Source organism: Hydrogenophaga sp. YM1 (assembly GCF_016903055.1).
GTDB classification, from domain to species: domain Bacteria; phylum Pseudomonadota; class Gammaproteobacteria; order Burkholderiales; family Burkholderiaceae_C; genus Hydrogenophaga; species Hydrogenophaga borbori.
Map to the genome: position 1 here is coordinate 4,008,127 of NZ_CP070223.1, position 15,265 is coordinate 4,023,391.

Below are 15,265 nucleotides of genomic sequence, written 5' to 3' on the forward strand. Positions count from 1 at the left end.
GTGGACACGCCACCGTCGGCCAACAAGGGGGAAGGCGCGGTGGGCGCGCCTAGGTGCTGTAGTCGCCGCTGGCTTCGGGCTGGAACAGGATGGCCTCGAGGGTCATCTCACGCTCCAGCCCGGCGGGCAGCGCGCTGCGCACGCGCTCGCCCACGCGCCGCCCGATGAGCGCGGCGCCCATGGGAGACAGCACGGAGATGAAGCCCGCGTCGGGCTCGGCGTCGCCCGGGTAGCACAGCGTCAGCTTGCGCACCTCGCCCGACGCGTGGTCGCGCACGAGCACCTGCGAATACATGGTGACCACATCGGCGGGCACGCGCTGCGAGGGCACCAGATCGGCCTCGGCCAGGAGATCGGCCAGGGCACCGCCACGCGCGGTGTCCTGCAGCTTGCTCAGGCGCGCGTGGTCCAGCTCGGTGAGAACACACTCACTGCGGACGATGGAAGACATGAACGGCTCCTTCGGGTCGCCGACGCCAGAAAAAAGGAACAGGCGCGCGGCAGGGATCGCACTGGCTGCTGGGCCCGGCGATGGAAGGTGTGCGTTCGAGGGGGAAGGGTTATCGCCGGGCGGAGGAATGTGCGGCCAGCAGTCGGTGGCCGCGCAGAGCCGTAGAAGGGCCCTGGATGTGACGCGCGCACGGCAGCACACGCGCGGTGGCGCGATGCGAATGGGCGTGGATCCGGCGAGAAGGCATGCGGCGAGTCTAGGCAAGGGGCGGCGGGGCGTCAAACGGGCCGCGCAATGTCGCACGTGAGTGCGGGGTTGAACTGCGGTAGGCTCGGCGGTCTCCGCATGCCCTCGCGTCCCCGCATGCCCGCCACCGACGACAGCCTCTCCCCCATCGCCCCCCTGCGCCTGCCCGTGTTCCGCCTGCTGTGGAGCACCTGGCTGGTGGCCAACCTGTGCATGTGGATGAACGACGTGGCGGCGGCGTGGATGATGACCTCGCTGACCACCACCCCCATCTGGGTGGCGCTGGTGCAGACGGCCTCGACCCTGCCGGTGTTCCTGCTCGGCCTGCCCAGCGGGGCGCTGGCCGACAACCTCGACCGCAAGCGCTACTACCTGGTCACGCAGCTCTGGGTGGCGGTGGTGGCCATGGTACTCAGCGGCTTCGTCTTCTTCGGCGTGATGTCGCCGCTGCTGCTGCTGGCGCTGACTTTCGCCAACGGCATCGGCTTCGCGATGCGCTGGCCGGTGTTCTCGGCCATCGTGCCGGAGCTGGTGCCGCGCCCGCAGCTGCCGGCGGCGCTGGCCCTCAATGGCGTGGCCATGAACGCCTCGCGCATCATCGGCCCGCTGGTGGCCGGCGCGCTGATCGCGGGCGCGGGCAGCGCCTGGGTCTTCCTGCTCAACGCGGTGCTCTCGCTGGTGGCCGCGGCGGGCATCGCGCGCTGGCACCGCGAGCACAAGCCCCACCCGCTCGGGCGCGAGCGGCTGGGCACGGCCATGCGCGTGGGCTGGCAGTACGTGTCGCAGTCCTACCTGCTCAAGGGCGTGCTGCTGCGCATCTGCATCTTCTTCTTCCACTCCACCGCGCTGCTGGCCCTGCTGGCGCTGCTGGCGCGCGGCATGCAGGGCGGCGGCGCGGGCACCTTCACGCTGCTGCTGGCCTCCATGGGCGCGGGGGCCATCGTGTCGACCTTCTTCCTACCGCGCCTGCGTCGCCGCTACGCGCGCGACGCGCTGGTGCTGCGCGGCGCGCTGCTGCAGGCCGCGGCCATGGCGGTGATGGCCCTGACCGACCGCGTCTGGGTGGCCGTGCCCGCCATGTTCTTCGGCGGCGCGGCCTGGATCACCACCGCCAACACCCTGAGCGTGTCCATCCAGATGGGCCTGCCCGACTGGGTGCGCGCGCGCGGCATGTCGATCTACCAGATGTCCATCATGGGCGCGAGCGCCAGCGGCGCCGCCCTGTGGGGCCAGATCGCCACCTGGACCAGCCTGTCCGTGGCCCTGGGCATCGCGGCCGCGAGCGGCTGGGTGGCCATGGCCCTGGCCAACCGCTGGATGCCCGACCGCGGCCCGGAGGGCGACCTCACGCCCCAGCGCGTGCTCACCACGGCGACCAGCGTCGAGTCGCCGCCCCAGCGGGGTCACATCATGCTGACCATCGAGTACCTGATCGACCCGGCGCGCGCCAAGGAATTCCGCGACCTGATGTTCAACGAGAGCCGGCGCAGCCGCCTGCGCCAGGGCGCGCTGTCCTGGGAGCTGCTGCACGACATCAACAAGCCCGGGCGTTTCGTCGAGGTCATCGTGGACGAGTCGTGGACGGACCACCTGCGCCGCTTCGACCGCTCCACCGCCTCCGACGTCGACCTGCGCGACCGCCGGCTGGCCTTCCACATCGGCCTGGAGCCGCCGCGCGTCACGCGCAATCTCATGGAAACGACGGTCCGGGGCGGCTGACGCCGCAAAGGCCGAATGCGCTGGTCCGGGGGCGAGGCCAGCGCCACCCCGCCGCGCGCTACCGGGCGCGGGTGCACCGCAGGGAGCGTGGGCATTGTCCAAGTGGGTGGACAGTTTGTCCACGTCCGCCCCCCTTATCGCGGCCGGCCCCCTCCATAAAACTGCGCCCGCAGCCGACGCCACCACCCCATGAACGCCCCACCCTTTCCCCCCGAGCTCATCCTCTACTACAGCCCCAAGGCCTGCTCCCTGGCGCCCCACATCGTGCTGGAGGAGTCCGGGCTCCCCTACGCCACCCGCTCCGTCAACATCCGCACTGGCGAACACCTTCGCCCCGAGTACCTGCAGCTCAACCCCAGCGGCACGGTGCCCGCCCTGTCCATCGACGGTCAGATCCTCACCGAGTCGCAGGCCCTGCTGAGCTACCTGGCCGACCTGGTCCCCGAGCGCGAACTGCTGCCGCGGCCCGGCACGCTGGCGCGGGCGCGGGCCCACGAGTGGATGAACTTCATCTCCAGCAGCCTGCACGCCGCCTACCGCTCGGTCTTCCGTCCGCAGGGCTACGGCGGCGACCACCCCGAGGTGGTGGAGGCCGTGCGCGCCCAGGGCCACGAGCGCCTGGCGCGCGCGCTGCAGACGGTGGAGCGGCGCCTGGGCGACACGCCCTATGCGCTGGGCGATGCCTTCAGCGCGGTCGATGCCTACCTCTTTGTGTTCTACCTCTGGAGCTTCGACGAGCGGCTGAGCGGCGAGATGCCGCCCCGGCCCCGCTACCGCGCCCTGGCGCAGCGGGTCTGGCAACGCGGCGCCGTGCGCCGCGTGGTGGCCCGCGAACGCGGCGTGCGCGCCTACGACCTGCCGGCCGAGATGGCGGGCGCCGATGCGCCTCTGGTGGACCTGGCATGAGCCTCGTCTTCGCGGGCGTTTGCAGCCATGGCCCCGGCATCACCGCGCGGCGCGATCGCGCCGACCCCCGGCAACTCGCGCGGCTGGAAGCGGCCTACCAGGCCCAGCGCGAGGCGCTGCGCGCGAGCCGGCCCGACGTGCTGGTGGTGATCGCCGCCGAACACTTCGCCAACTTCTTCATGAACAACATGCCGGCTTTCGCAGTCGGCATGGCCGACCACTACGAAGGCCCCATCGAGGACCCCGAGTGGCTGGGCATTGCGCGCCGCCGCGTGCCCGGCAACAGCGCGCTCTCGCTGCAGCTGATCGAAGGCATGTCGGCCACGGTGGACCTGAGCTTCTGCGAGGAGTGGAAGCTGGACCACGGGATCATGGTGCCGCTGCACCACCTGGTGCCGCAGAACGACCTGCCCATCATTCCGGTCAACATCAACTGCCAGGGCCCCCCGCTGGCGCCGCTGCAGCGCGCCTACGCGCTCGGCGAGGCCATCCGGCGCGCCGCCGACGCCATGCCGGCGCGCGTCGCCCTGATCGGCACCGGCGGCATCTCGCACTGGCCCTGCACGCCGGACTCCGGGCGCATCAACGAGGCCTGGGACCGCGAGTTCCTGGCGCGCTGGACGCGCAACGACCGCGAGGCCCTGTGCGCCTACACCGACGAAGAGACCCAGCGCGACGGCGGCCAGGGCGGCTACGAGATCCGCACCTTCATCGCCGTGGCCGGCGCCTGCGCAGGCCACACCGGCGAGGTCTGGTGCTACGAGCCCATCCCCATCTTCGCCTGCGGCTGCTCCATCGGCGTGATGGCCACGGGCGAAGAGGCCGCGACCGCCGCGCTGGCCTGACGACCCTTTCCCCCACGAGGCACAGCCGTGCCGCTTTCTCCAGGAGACAACACCATGAAATTGGCGACCCCTCGCACGCTGCTGCTCGCACTGGCCCTGGTGCCCTTGCTGTCGTCGGCGCAGACGGTGCTCACGACCTCGATGTTCGTGCCGCAGACCCATCCCGTGATGAAGGCCGTCAGCCAGTGGTGCGACGACGTGGCCCAGGCCACGGACAAGCGCGTGAGCTGCAACATCCTGCCCAAGCCGGTGGCGGGCCCGGCCGCCACCTTCGACGCGGTGCGCGACGGGCTCGCCGACCTGTCTTTCGGCATCCACGGTTACACGCCGGGCCGCTTCGTGCTGACCTCGGTGGCCGAACTGCCCTTCCTGGGCCACTCGGCCGAGATCACCTCCGTCGCCTACCAGCGCATCTTCGAGCGCCACGACGCCTTCGCGAAGGAGCACAAGGGCCTGAAGGTGCTCTCGGTCTTCACGCACGGGCCGGCCGACATCTACCTGTCCAAGCGCCCGATCAAGACCCTCGCGGACCTCGGCGGCCTGAAGTTCCGCGTGGGCGGGGGCATGGTCAAGGACGTGGCCCAGGCCCTGGGCGCCAGCGCCATCCTCAAGCCCTCGGTGGAGTCCTACGAGCTGATGTCGGCCGGCGTGGTCGACGGCGTCTTCTTTCCGGCCGAATCCGTGCCCGTGTACCGCCTGGAGAAGTTCATCAAGTACCGCACGAACATCCCGGGCGGCCTCTACAACACCAGCTTCGCGATGTTCATGAACGAAGGCACCTGGGGCCGGCTCCCCGCCGCCGACCGCGCGGCCATCGAGAAGCTGTCGGGCGAACCGCTGGCCCGGCGCATCGGCCGCGAGTGGGACGCCGCCGACCAGCGCGGCCGTGCCGCGCTGGACGCCATCGGCGTGGACTCCTCGCCCTCCTCGCCAGCGCTGATCGAGGCGATCCGGCAGAAGACCGCGCCGCTGGAGCAGCAATGGGTGGACGCGGCGAAACAGAAGGGCCTGCCGAACGCGGCCCAGGTCCTGCAGGAGCTTCGCGCCGAAATCGCGAAGCAGCAGCGCTGATGCTCGCGAGCCCCGCCGCGCCGGCGGCCGCGCCCGCCCCACGGATCGCGGTCACGGCGCGGATCCAGACGCTGCTGACCTGGACGGTGGCCGCCGCGATCTTCGCCATGATGCTGCTGCAATGCGCCGACGTGGTCGCGCGCAAGCTGCTCGGCATCGGCCTGCCCGGTGTCGTGGAACTGGTCGAGCTGCTGATGCTCGTGACGGTGTTCGCCGGGCTGCCGCTGGCCTCCCTCCAAGGCGAGCACGTGCTGTTCGACCTGTTCGATCCCTGGCTGCCCGCCCGCCTGAAGCACCTGCAGTCCCGGCTCGCCGACCTGTGCTGCGCGGCGATCCTCGCCGGCATCGGCGTGCTGCTGTTCGCGCGGGCGGCCCGCACCGCCTCGTACGGCGACACCACGCCCATCCTGTCCATCGGGCTGGCGAACTTCCACTACGCGATCGCGGCGCTGCTGCTGCTGACGGCCGCGATGCACCTGGGCCTGGCGTTCGCGCCCGCCCCTTCCATCGACGACACCCCACCGGAGGCCACGCCATGAACGAAGCCATGCTCGGGTTCGGGGGCCTCTTCCTGCTGATGTTCCTGCGCGTGCCGCTGGCCTTCGCCATGGGCATCGTGGGCGTGGTGGGTATGGGCTTCATGCGCGGCTGGCCGGCGGCCGGCGCCTCGGCCACCACGGAGGTGCTGGACGTCGCCAAGTACACCCTGTCGGTGGTGCCGCTGTTCATCCTCATGGGCCAGCTCGTGACGCAGGCCGGGATGTCGCGCGAACTCTTCCGCGCCTCGTTCGCCTTCTTCGGGCACCGCCGCGGCGGGCTGTCGCTGTCGACGCTGGTGTCCTGCGCAGGCTTCGGCGCGATCTGCGGCTCCTCACTCGCCACCGTGGCCACCATGGCCCGGGTGGCCATGCCCGAGATGCGGCGCTACCGCTACGCCGACTCCTTCGCGTCCGGCACCATCGCCGCCGGCGGCACCCTGGGCATCCTGATTCCGCCGTCCGTGATCCTGGTCATCTACGGCATCATGACCGAGCAGAGCATCGGCGCCCTGTTCGCCGCCGGCCTGCTGCCGGGCCTGCTGGCGATGGCGCTGTACATGGTGGCCGCGGCGGTGGTCACGGCCCGCTCGCCCGAACTGGGCCCGCCGGGCGAGCACACGCCCTGGCGCGAGCGCTGGCAGGCGCTGCGCAAGGTGTGGGCGGTGCTGCTGCTGTTCGGCGTCGTCATGGGGGGCCTGTACGGCGGGCTGTTCACCGCCACCGAGGCCGCCGGCGTGGGCGCCATGGGCGGCCTGCTGTTCGCCGCGCTGCGGCGCACCCTGTCCTGGGGTCGGCTCATCGAGATCCTGGGCGAATCGGGCCGCACCTCGGCCATGCTCTTCACCATCCTGATCGGCGCCTCGCTGTTCGCCAACTTCATCAACTACACCACCATGCCCACCGACCTGCGCGACGCGGTCATGGGCCTGGGGCTGTCGCCCCTCATGGTAGTGGTGGGCATCTGCCTGATCTACGTGGTGCTCGGCGCGGCGATGGAAACCCTGTCGATGATCCTGCTCACGGTGCCGATCTTCTTTCCGCTGATCACGCACATGGGCCTGGACCCGGTCTGGTTCGGCGTGCTGATCGTCTGCGTCGCCGAGATCTCCCTGATCACGCCACCCGTGGGCATGAACGTCTTCGTGCTGCGCAGCATGCTGCCGGAAGTGCCGACGGGCGCCATCTGGCGCGGCGTCATGCCTTTCGTGCTGGTGGACCTGGTGCGGCTGGGCCTGTTGATCGCCCTGCCCGCCATCACCTTGTGGCTGCCTCAGGCGCTGCGCCTATGAGCCGCCGGCTGGTCCAGCCCATGAGGCTGCCCCGGCCGGTCACGTCCTGTCGCACCTGCTGCTCCAGCATCTCGAGGAACAGCCGCACCTTCTCCGGCATCAGGCGCTTGGCCGGCAACAGGGCATACACGCGCAGCGGGTCGCAGCTGTAGTCCGGCAGCAGGCGCTGCAGCAGGCCCGCGCCGATGGCGGGCGTGGCGAAGGGCTCGGCCACCCGCAGCACGCCGTGGCCGGCGATGGCCGCCTGCAGCCGCACGTCGGCGTTCCCGCTGACCAAGCGGGGCGACTGCAGGGTGATGCTCTCAGTGCCGCCATCGGGGCCCCGGAAGCGCCACTCGGTGTCGCTCAGGCCCGCCAGCATGGGCATCTTGGCCAGCTGCCGCGGCGTGCTGGGCGAGCGGTGGGCCTTGATGAGCGCGGGCGCGGCGTAGAGCTTTCGCTCCAGCGACATCACCCGGCGCACCACGATGTTCGAGGCCGGCAAGGCCGACTCCAGCATCGCGAACGCCAGGTCGTGGCCCTGCTCCAGCGGATTGAGCGAGGCATGGTGCACGTCGAGTTCGATGCGCAGCTGCCGGTAGCGATCCATCATCGCGCACACCACCGGCGCCAGGTGCTCGGCGCCGAACTCGTAGGGCGCAGCGATGCGCAGCGTGCCACTCACGCCCTGCCGCTGCTCGAGGGCCGCGAGGTGGGCCTCGCGCAGCGCGGCAAACAGCGGCCCCATGCCATGGAAGAGCGCTTCGCCGGCTTCCGTCATGCGCAGCCGGCGCGTGGTGCGCTCCAGCAGGCGCGCCTGCAGCGAGGTTTCGAGGCGGATCACCGCCGCACTCAGGCTCGACTTGGGGCGGTCCAGCGCGCGCGCCGCCGCGGAGAAGTTGCCGTGCTCGACCACGTGGCAGAAGAGGTCGTAGTCGTCCCAGTTGCTCGTCATGGGTCGATTGTCCAGCGCAGGGGACAGTGTGTCCACCGAGACCCCGTAGATGCCAGGGCTGGCGAACCCTAATCTCGGCGCCATCCAAACGCTTGGATCAACCCCACATCAGGAGAAGCAATGGCACACAAGGACGGGATTTTTCTCATGAACTGCTGGTACGTCGCGGCGTGGTCGCACGACCTCATCGACGGCAGGAAGCTGGCGCGAACGCTGCTGGAGGTGCCGGTCGTGCTGTACCGCGGCGACAGCGGTCGTGTCGTGGCGCTGGACAATCGCTGCTGCCACCGGGCCGCCCCGCTGGACCTGGGGCGCATCGAGGGCGACTGCCTGCGCTGCATGTACCACGGCATGAAGTTCGACCCGTCCGGCAAGTGCATCGAGATCCCGGGCCAGGAACGGGTGCCGCCCAAGCTCGGCGTGCGCAGCTACCCGGTGGTCGAGCGCGACGGCATCGTGTGGATCTGGATGGGCGACGAGGACCAGGCCGATCCGGCCAAGATCGTGGACTTCCCGGCCATGCGCGACCCGGCCTGGCGCGGCATCCCCGACTACATGCACTACGACGCCAACTGGATGCTGATCGTCGACAACCTCAGCGACTTCGCGCACCTGGCCTTCGTGCACACGAATACGCTGGGCGGCTCGGAGGAATACGCCTACAAGACCAAGCCGGTGGCCATCGAGCGGCTGGAGGACGGCTTTCGCGTAGAGCGCTGGCACCTGGATTCGGACCCGCCGCCCTATCACCGCAAGGTCATCCCGAACAAGACGGACAAGGTGGACCGCAAGAACATCGGCCACATGCAGATCCCCGGCATGTTTTTCCTCTACACCACCTTCGCGCCGGCCGGCAGCGGCCTCAAGGACGGCAACAAGGAAGGCGCGCGCAGCTACTGCAACTGCCAGTTCATGACCCCGGAGACGCGGCGCAGCACCCACTTCTTCTGGAACTACCTGCACGACTTCGACCTCGACGACCCCAACATCGCGCGCTCGCTGCGCAACAGCATCGAGGAAGGCTTCATGGAGGACAAGGCCTTCATCGAAGGGCAGCAGAAGCTGCTCGACGCCGACCCTGACTTCAAGATGCTGGCGATCGGTGCCGACGCGGCGCTGTCGCACTTCCGCTGGGTGTTCGATGAGCGCGTGAAGGCCGAGCAGCAGGCAGCGAAGTCCGCGGCCCAGCCGGTGGCCATGCCGGTGTCCCAGCGGGCCACGGCCTGAGGCGCGCGATGTCGAATCAGAAGGACGGCCTGGTGCTCCAGGTCAGCGACGTGCGGGCCGAGGCCTGCGGCGTGCTGCTGCTGGAGCTGCGGGACCCGCAGGGCGCCCCGCTGCCCGCTTTCGAGCCCGGGGCGCACCTGGAAATCCGGCTGCCCGGCGGCCTGGTGCGCCACTACTCGATCAGCAACGACTGCCGCGAGCGCGATCGCTACGTCATCGGCGTGGGCCTGTCGCCGGCCAGCCGGGGCGGCTCGGCGTTCGTGCACCGCAGCCTGCGCTGCGGCGATCGCCTGGAGACCAGCGCGCCGCGCAACCACTTCCGGCTGGACCCGGACCTGGACAGCTACCTGTTCGTGGCGGGGGGCATCGGCATCACGCCCATCATGTCCATGGTGCATTGGTGCATCGCGCACCAGCGCCCCTGGCGGCTGGTGTATGCCGCCCGCAGCCCGCAACGCGCGGCCTTCTATGACACCCTGGGCCAGCACGGCGCCGCGGTGCGCTTCCACTTCGACGCCCTGTGCGGCGGGGCGGCGCTGGACGTGCGCGAGGCCCTGGCCGATGTGCGCGAGGGCCAGCACGTCTACTGCTGCGGGCCGAGCGCGCTGATGGACGCCGTGCGGACCCAGGGCGCGCACCTGCCGCCCGAGCGCCTGCACTTCGAGTACTTCTCGGCGCCCGCGCCCGGCGCCGAAGCGGCGGGTCCCGGCGGCGCCTTCGAGGTCGAACTGCGCCGGCGCGGCCTGCGCCTGCAGGTGCCGCAGAACCAAAGCATCCTGGACGTGCTGGAAGCCCATGGCATCGGCGTTCCGTGCTCGTGCCGGGAGGGCCTGTGCCGCACCTGCGAGACCACGGTCCTTGAGGGCGAGATCGAGCACCACGACTACGTGCTGTCGCAGGAGGAGCGCGACGCGGGCCGCTCGATGGTCATCTGCGTGTCGCGGGCCCGTTCCCCGCGGCTCGTGCTGGACCTGTGAGGTCCCGGCGCCGCCGCCCGAACCGGAGAAGACGATGAGCCTCTATGGCGTGCAGAAGGTGATCTACGAACTCAACCGCAGCCCGCAGGCGCTGCAGCGGTTCCGCTCGGCGCCGGACGAGTACCTGTCGGCCTACGAGCTCGATCCGCAAGAGACGCAGGCCCTGCAGCAGCCCGACATCGGCCTGCTGTACGTGCTCGGTGTCAACGGACAGCTGCTGATGCACTTCGCCGCCGCCGCCGGCTACGACTGGAACGCCTACCTGGAAGCCATGCGCACCGGCTTGCGTGAGCATGGCCCGGTGCGCGCGGGCATTTACAAGGCGGTGGGCGAGCACTGCTAGGGCGCGTTCACCGCGAGGCCCCCGCGGGGCCTTGGCGCTCAGGCCTTGAGCCCGAGCCGGCGGGCCAGCTTGTGCAGGTTGCTGGCGTCCAGGTCCAGCGCACGGGCCGCGGCGGCCCAGTTGCCGCCGTGCAGCACCAGCGCCTGCTGGATGGCCTGCCGCTGCGTGGCCGCCACCATCTCGTGCAGCGGCGCCAGCGCGGGCAGCGGCGCGGCGCTGGCGCCCGGCGCGGCGCGGTCCTGCGCCGGCGCGTCCCCCTCGTCGAGGTCCAGCATGTCCGGCTCCAGGGTGACGATGCCGCGGCGGTCGGCGCCCCGGCTCACCGCCTTGAGCGCCGCGCGGCTGATCACGTGCTCCAGTTCGCGCACATTGCCGGGCCAGCGGTAGCGGCGCAGCGCCGCGTCGGCGTCGGCGGACAGGCGCAGGCTGCGCAGCCCCAGCCGGGCGCGGTTGAGTTCGAGGAAGCGGCCGGCGAGCAGCAGCACGTCGTTGCCACGCTCGCGCAGCGGCGGAATGGGAATGGGGTAGACCGAGAGGCGGTGGTAGAGGTCGGCACGGAACGCGCCCTCGCGCACCAGTTCGCGCAACTGGCGGTTGGTGGCCGCGATCACGCGCACGTTCACGCGCCGCGGCCGGTCGGTGCCCAGGCGCTGGATCTCGCCGTTCTGCAGCGTGCGCAGCAGCTTGGCCTGGATGGCCAGCGGCAGCTCGCCCACCTCATCCAGAAACAGCGTGCCGCCGTCGGCGGCCTCGAAGCGGCCGGGCCGCTCGCTCATCGCGCCCGAGAAGGCGCCCTTGGCGTGGCCGAACAGCTCGCTCTCGGCCAGCGACTCGGGCAAGGCCGCGCAGTTGACGTGCACCAGCGGCTTGCCGGCGCGGCGGGACAGCTGGTGCAGACGGTGCGCGAACAGCTCCTTGCCGACGCCGGTCTCGCCCAGCAGCAGCGCGGGCAGTTCGGAATCGGCCACCACCTGCAGCTCGTGCAGCAGGTGCACGATGGCCTCGCTCTGGCCGACGATGTCGCTGTCCTCGCGCGGGTGGGCGCGCGCGCCGGCCGGCGCCGGCCAGCCCGCCGTGCGCAGGGCGCGGACCTCGACCTCCAGCCGCGTGAGGCGCACCGCCGCCTCGATCGCGCTGGCGAGCTGTTCCAGCTCGCGCGGGGCCTGGGCGTCGAAGCGGCCGATGTCCAAGGCGTCCAGCGTCACCACGCCCCAGCGCTCCCCCTCCACGTCCAGCGCCATGCCCATGCAGTCGTGCACCGGCAGGGGCTGGCCGGGGTGGCCGTCGACCAGGCCATCGTAGGGATCGGGCAGCGCGCTGTCGTGGGGAAAGCGGGTGGCGCCGCGCCGCGCCAGGATGGCCGCCAGCCGGGGATGGTCTTTCAGCGCGAAGCGCCGGCCCAGCGCGTCGCTGGCCAGGCCGTCCACCGCCAGGGGCCGCAGGTGCTCCTGCTCGAGCCGCAGCAGCGCCACCGCCCCGCAGGCGAAGTGCGCGCGCAGGCTGCCCACCAAACGCTGCAGGCGCACCGCGGCCGGCAACTCGGCCACCAGGTCGGTCAGCAGCAGCAGTTGCGTCGTGTCGATGGTCATTCGTACCCCATGCGGTGATTTGTACCGTGGCGCGACCCGGGTGGATTTGACCCAGGTCAATCCAAGCCTTTGATTGGTAAGGGAATTTTTTTGGCACGCGGATCGCATATCGCCTGGCGACCCATTCACCAAGGAGCAAGCATGGACCTGATGGACCAATCCCTGGGCCAGTTGGCCCGGCGCATTCCCGGCGCCACCCGCGTGTTCGATGCGCACCGGTTCGACTTCTGCTGCGCGGGCAACCGCACGCTGCGCACGGCGGCCACGGCCGCCGGCGTCGACGGCGAGGCCATCGCGGCCGAGCTGCTGGCGCTGCAGGCGCGCGAGGCGCCGTCCCAGGCGCCCGACTGGGGCCGGGCCACCGACACCGAGCTGGTGGACCACATCCTGGCGCGCTACCACGCGGTGCACCGCGAGCAGTTGCCCGAGCTGATCCGGCTGGCGCGGCGCGTCGAGCAGGTGCACGGCGACCGCGCGGACTGCCCGCAGGGCCTGGCCGACCACCTCATGGCCATGGGCCAAGAACTGGAGAGCCACATGCGCAAGGAAGAGCTGGTGCTGTTCCCCTTGATCGCACGCGGACACGGCGCCATGGGTGGCATGCCCATCGGCGTGATGCGCGGCGAGCACGAGGAGCACGGCGCGGCCCTGCGCCGCCTGAGCGAACTCACGCAGGACTTCACGCCGCCGCGCGGCGCCTGCACCACCTGGCGCGCGCTCTACAGCGGCCTGGTCGCCTTCCGCGACGACCTGATCGCCCACATCCACCTGGAAAACAACGTGCTGTTCGAGCGCTTCGCGCCGGCGGACGTGCACTGACGCACGGGAGAAGCCTCATGGGTATTTACAAGAAGTACTGGTTCGCGCTGATCGGCGTGTGCATCGTCATGTTCTCGCTGCTGGGCTACTTCGGCGCCGAGGTCTACCGCTCGGCGCCGCCGGTGCCGGCGCAGGTCAGCACCGCCGGAGGCAAGGCGCTGTTCACACAAGAGGACATCCTGGACGGGCAGACGGCCTGGCAGTCGGTGGGCGGCATGCAGCTCGGCTCCATCTGGGGCCACGGCGCCTACCAGGCCCCCGACTGGACGGCCGACTGGCTGCACCGCGAACTCACGGCCTGGCTCGACCTGGCCGCCCGCGAGCGGCACGGGCGCGCCTACGCGGACCTCGACGCCGGCCTGCAGGGCGCGCTGCGCGCCGAGCTGCGCGCCGAGTACCGCGCCAATGGCGTCGGCGCCGATGGCGCGCTGGTGGTGAGCGAGCGGCGCGCGATGGCCATGGCGCACACGGCCGCCTACTATGACCAGCTGTTCTCCGACGCGCCCGCGCTGGCCAAGAGCCGCGAGAGCTTCGCGATGAAGGAGAACACCCTGCCCAGCGCCGAGCGGCGCGAGCGGCTCACGCAGTTCTTCTTCTGGACCGCCTGGGCCGCGGCCACCGAGCGGCCCGGCACGCAGGTGACCTACACCAACAACTGGCCGCACGAGCCGCTGATCGGCAACGTGCCCAGCAAGGAGAACGTGGTCTGGTCCATCGCCAGCGTGGTGATCCTGCTGGCCGGCATCGGCCTGCTGGTCTGGGCCTGGGCCTTCCTGCGCGACCACGACGAGCCGCTGCCGGCCGCACCGGCGCGCGACCCCTTGACGGCCTTCGCGCTCACGCCCTCGCAGCGCGCGCTGGGCAAATACCTGTTCCTGGTGGTCGCGCTGTTTGTCTTCCAGGTCTTCATCGGCGGCTTCACCGCCCACTACACCGTGGAGCGCAGCTTCTACGGCATTGACCTGTCGCAGTGGTTCCCCTACTCGCTCACGCGCACCTGGCACATCCAGGCCGCGCTGTTCTGGATCGCCACCGGCTTCCTGGCGGTGGGCCTGTTCCTCGCGCCCGTCATCAACGGCGGCAAGGACCCGAGGTTCCAGAAGCTGGGCGTGGACGTGCTGTTCTGGGCGCTGGTCTTCGTCTGCGTCGGCTCCTTCGTCGGCAACTACCTGGCCATCGCGCAGAAGATGCCGCCCGAGTGGAACTTCTGGTTGGGCCACCAGGGCTACGAGTACGTGGACCTGGGACGGATGTGGCAGATCCTCAAGTGGGTCGGCATCCTGCTCTGGCTGGTGCTGATGCTGCGCGGCGTGCTGCCCGCGCTGTTCGCGCGCGATGGCCAGGACAAGAACCTGCTGGCCCTGCTCACGGCCTCGGTCGGCGCCATCGGCCTGTTCTACGGCGCGGGCCTGTTCTACGGCGAGCGCACCAGCCTGTCGGTGATGGAGTACTGGCGCTGGTGGGTGGTGCACCTCTGGGTGGAGGGCTTCTTCGAGGTCTTCGCCACCACGGCCCTGGCCTTCGTCTTCTCCAGCATGGGGCTGGTGTCGCGCCGCATGGCCACCACGGCCAGCCTGGCCTCGGCCTCGCTGTTCCTGCTGGGCGGCATCCCGGGCACCTTCCACCACCTGTACTTCTCGGGCACCACGACGCCGGTCATGGCCGTGGGGGCTTCGTTCAGCGCGCTGGAGGTGGTGCCACTGATCGTGCTGGGACACGAGGCCTTCGAGAACTGGCGCCTGAAGACCCGCGCACCGTGGATGGACGACCTGAAGTGGCCGCTGCTGTGCTTCGTCGCCGTGGCCTTCTGGAACATGCTGGGCGCGGGCGTCTTCGGCTTCATGATCAACCCGCCGATCTCGCTGTACTACATCCAGGGCCTGAACACCACGCCCGTGCACGCGCACGCGGCCCTGTTCGGCGTCTATGGTTTCCTGGCACTGGGCTTCACGCTGATGGTGCTGCGCTATCTGCGACCGCGCACCGTGTTCAGCGAGCCGCTGATGAAGGCCGGCTTCTGGGGCCTGAACCTGGGCCTGGTGCTGATGATCTTCACCAGCCTGCTGCCGATCGGCTTCATCCAGTTCATGGCGAGCGTGGGCGAGGGCCTGTGGTACGCCCGCAGCGAGGCCTTCATGCAGCAGCCGCTGCTGCAGACGCTGCGCTGGGTGCGCACCTTCGGCGACCTGGTGTTCATCGGCGGCGCCGTGGCGCTGGCGCTGCAGGTGGTGCTGGGCCTGCTGGACCGCAGCGGCGCGCCGGCCCGGGCCGGGCAGCGCCTGAGCGAGGCGCGGGGTTGACGCACGGGCT

General features: G+C 70.6%; 14 protein-coding genes. 11 read left to right on the forward strand and 3 right to left on the reverse strand.

Annotated elements, in window-relative coordinates:
* Positions 1-49 precede the first annotated feature (49 nt).
* Positions 50-451 (reverse strand): GreA/GreB family elongation factor, encoded by a 402-nt coding sequence (locus JNX00_RS18845; RefSeq protein ID WP_070400733.1) that lies wholly within the window; start codon positions 449-451, stop codon positions 50-52.
* Positions 452-796: 345 nt separating this feature from the next.
* Between JNX00_RS18845 and JNX00_RS18850 the strand changes: the two genes are divergently transcribed.
* From JNX00_RS18850 to JNX00_RS18875, 6 genes are all read left to right on the forward strand, one after another.
* Positions 797-2,416: an MFS transporter gene (locus tag JNX00_RS18850; protein ID WP_070400734.1), complete on the forward strand. Its 1,620-nt coding sequence runs from the start codon at positions 797-799 to the stop codon at positions 2,414-2,416.
* A gap of 189 nt (positions 2,417-2,605) precedes the next feature.
* A complete protein-coding gene (locus JNX00_RS18855) occupies positions 2,606-3,322 on the forward strand; it encodes a glutathione S-transferase N-terminal domain-containing protein (protein ID WP_204743232.1) in 717 nt (238 codons plus the stop codon).
* On the forward strand, positions 3,319-4,167 hold the full coding sequence (locus JNX00_RS18860) for an extradiol ring-cleavage dioxygenase (protein WP_070400736.1): 849 nt from the start codon (positions 3,319-3,321) through the stop codon (positions 4,165-4,167). The genes JNX00_RS18855 and JNX00_RS18860 overlap by 4 nt, the downstream gene beginning before the upstream one ends.
* 54 nt (positions 4,168-4,221) lie before the next feature.
* Positions 4,222-5,238: a TRAP transporter substrate-binding protein gene (locus JNX00_RS18865; RefSeq protein WP_204743233.1), complete on the forward strand. Its 1,017-nt coding sequence runs from the start codon at positions 4,222-4,224 to the stop codon at positions 5,236-5,238.
* Positions 5,238-5,777 carry a TRAP transporter small permease gene (locus tag JNX00_RS18870; protein ID WP_204743234.1) on the forward strand — a complete coding sequence of 180 codons (540 nt, stop codon included), beginning with the start codon at positions 5,238-5,240 and terminating at the stop codon, positions 5,775-5,777. Before JNX00_RS18865 ends, JNX00_RS18870 begins: the two co-directional genes overlap by 1 nt.
* Entirely contained in the window at positions 5,774-7,066 is a 1,293-nt protein-coding gene (locus JNX00_RS18875; protein ID WP_204743235.1) for a TRAP transporter large permease, read from the forward strand. The genes JNX00_RS18870 and JNX00_RS18875 overlap by 4 nt, the downstream gene beginning before the upstream one ends.
* On the opposite strand, the gene JNX00_RS18880 is transcribed toward JNX00_RS18875, so the two are convergent.
* On the reverse strand, positions 7,032-8,000 hold the full coding sequence (locus JNX00_RS18880; RefSeq protein WP_204743236.1) for a LysR family transcriptional regulator: 969 nt from the start codon (positions 7,998-8,000) through the stop codon (positions 7,032-7,034). The two genes, JNX00_RS18875 and JNX00_RS18880, sit on opposite strands and share 35 nt — an antisense overlap.
* Before the next feature lie 120 nt (positions 8,001-8,120).
* On the opposite strand from JNX00_RS18880, the gene JNX00_RS18885 reads away from it, so the two are divergent.
* Genes JNX00_RS18885 through JNX00_RS18895 form a run of 3 tightly spaced genes read left to right on the forward strand, consistent with a single transcriptional unit; the run spans position 8,121 to position 10,547 of the window.
* Positions 8,121-9,227, forward strand: a complete 1,107-nt coding sequence (locus JNX00_RS18885; protein WP_070400740.1) for an aromatic ring-hydroxylating dioxygenase subunit alpha — start codon at positions 8,121-8,123, stop codon at positions 9,225-9,227.
* Positions 9,228-9,235: 8 nt separating this feature from the next.
* Complete coding sequence (locus tag JNX00_RS18890) at positions 9,236-10,204, forward strand: PDR/VanB family oxidoreductase (RefSeq protein ID WP_204743237.1); 969 nt, start codon at positions 9,236-9,238, stop codon at positions 10,202-10,204.
* A 34-nt stretch (positions 10,205-10,238) separates the two neighbouring features.
* Positions 10,239-10,547, forward strand: coding sequence for an aromatic ring-opening dioxygenase subunit LigA (locus JNX00_RS18895; protein WP_070400742.1), 309 nt, complete (start codon positions 10,239-10,241; stop codon positions 10,545-10,547).
* Between the two features lie 38 nt (positions 10,548-10,585).
* Here JNX00_RS18895 and norR read toward each other — a convergent pair whose 3' ends face one another.
* Positions 10,586-12,136, reverse strand: a complete 1,551-nt coding sequence (gene norR, locus JNX00_RS18900; protein WP_070400743.1) for a nitric oxide reductase transcriptional regulator NorR — start codon at positions 12,134-12,136, stop codon at positions 10,586-10,588.
* A gap of 141 nt (positions 12,137-12,277) precedes the next feature.
* Between norR and ytfE the strand changes: the two genes are divergently transcribed.
* A complete protein-coding gene (gene ytfE, locus JNX00_RS18905; protein WP_204743239.1) occupies positions 12,278-12,955 on the forward strand; it encodes an iron-sulfur cluster repair protein YtfE in 678 nt (225 codons plus the stop codon).
* Positions 12,956-12,972: 17 nt separating this feature from the next.
* The gene (locus JNX00_RS18910; RefSeq protein WP_204743241.1) at positions 12,973-15,255 is read left to right on the forward strand and encodes a nitric-oxide reductase large subunit; all 2,283 of its coding nucleotides are present in this window, start codon (positions 12,973-12,975) and stop codon (positions 15,253-15,255) included.
* The last annotated feature ends 10 nt before the right edge of the window (positions 15,256-15,265 follow it).

Coding starts and splice junctions, on each gene's coding strand:
- JNX00_RS18890 (WP_204743237.1), top strand. CDS start 9,236: ATGTCGAATCAGAAGGACGGCCTGGTGCTCCAGGTCAGCGACGTGCGG.
- JNX00_RS18895 (WP_070400742.1), top strand. CDS start 10,239: ATGAGCCTCTATGGCGTGCAGAAGGTGATCTACGAACTCAACCGCAGC.
- JNX00_RS18880 (WP_204743236.1), bottom strand. CDS start 8,000: ATGACGAGCAACTGGGACGACTACGACCTCTTCTGCCACGTGGTCGAG.
- JNX00_RS18875 (WP_204743235.1), top strand. CDS start 5,774: ATGAACGAAGCCATGCTCGGGTTCGGGGGCCTCTTCCTGCTGATGTTC.
- ytfE (WP_204743239.1), top strand. CDS start 12,278: ATGGACCTGATGGACCAATCCCTGGGCCAGTTGGCCCGGCGCATTCCC.
- JNX00_RS18860 (WP_070400736.1), top strand. CDS start 3,319: ATGAGCCTCGTCTTCGCGGGCGTTTGCAGCCATGGCCCCGGCATCACC.
- JNX00_RS18855 (WP_204743232.1), top strand. CDS start 2,606: ATGAACGCCCCACCCTTTCCCCCCGAGCTCATCCTCTACTACAGCCCC.
- JNX00_RS18850 (WP_070400734.1), top strand. CDS start 797: ATGCCCTCGCGTCCCCGCATGCCCGCCACCGACGACAGCCTCTCCCCC.
- JNX00_RS18845 (WP_070400733.1), bottom strand. CDS start 451: ATGTCTTCCATCGTCCGCAGTGAGTGTGTTCTCACCGAGCTGGACCAC.
- JNX00_RS18910 (WP_204743241.1), top strand. CDS start 12,973: ATGGGTATTTACAAGAAGTACTGGTTCGCGCTGATCGGCGTGTGCATC.
- norR (WP_070400743.1), bottom strand. CDS start 12,136: ATGACCATCGACACGACGCAACTGCTGCTGCTGACCGACCTGGTGGCC.
- JNX00_RS18885 (WP_070400740.1), top strand. CDS start 8,121: ATGGCACACAAGGACGGGATTTTTCTCATGAACTGCTGGTACGTCGCG.
- JNX00_RS18870 (WP_204743234.1), top strand. CDS start 5,238: ATGCTCGCGAGCCCCGCCGCGCCGGCGGCCGCGCCCGCCCCACGGATC.
- JNX00_RS18865 (WP_204743233.1), top strand. CDS start 4,222: ATGAAATTGGCGACCCCTCGCACGCTGCTGCTCGCACTGGCCCTGGTG.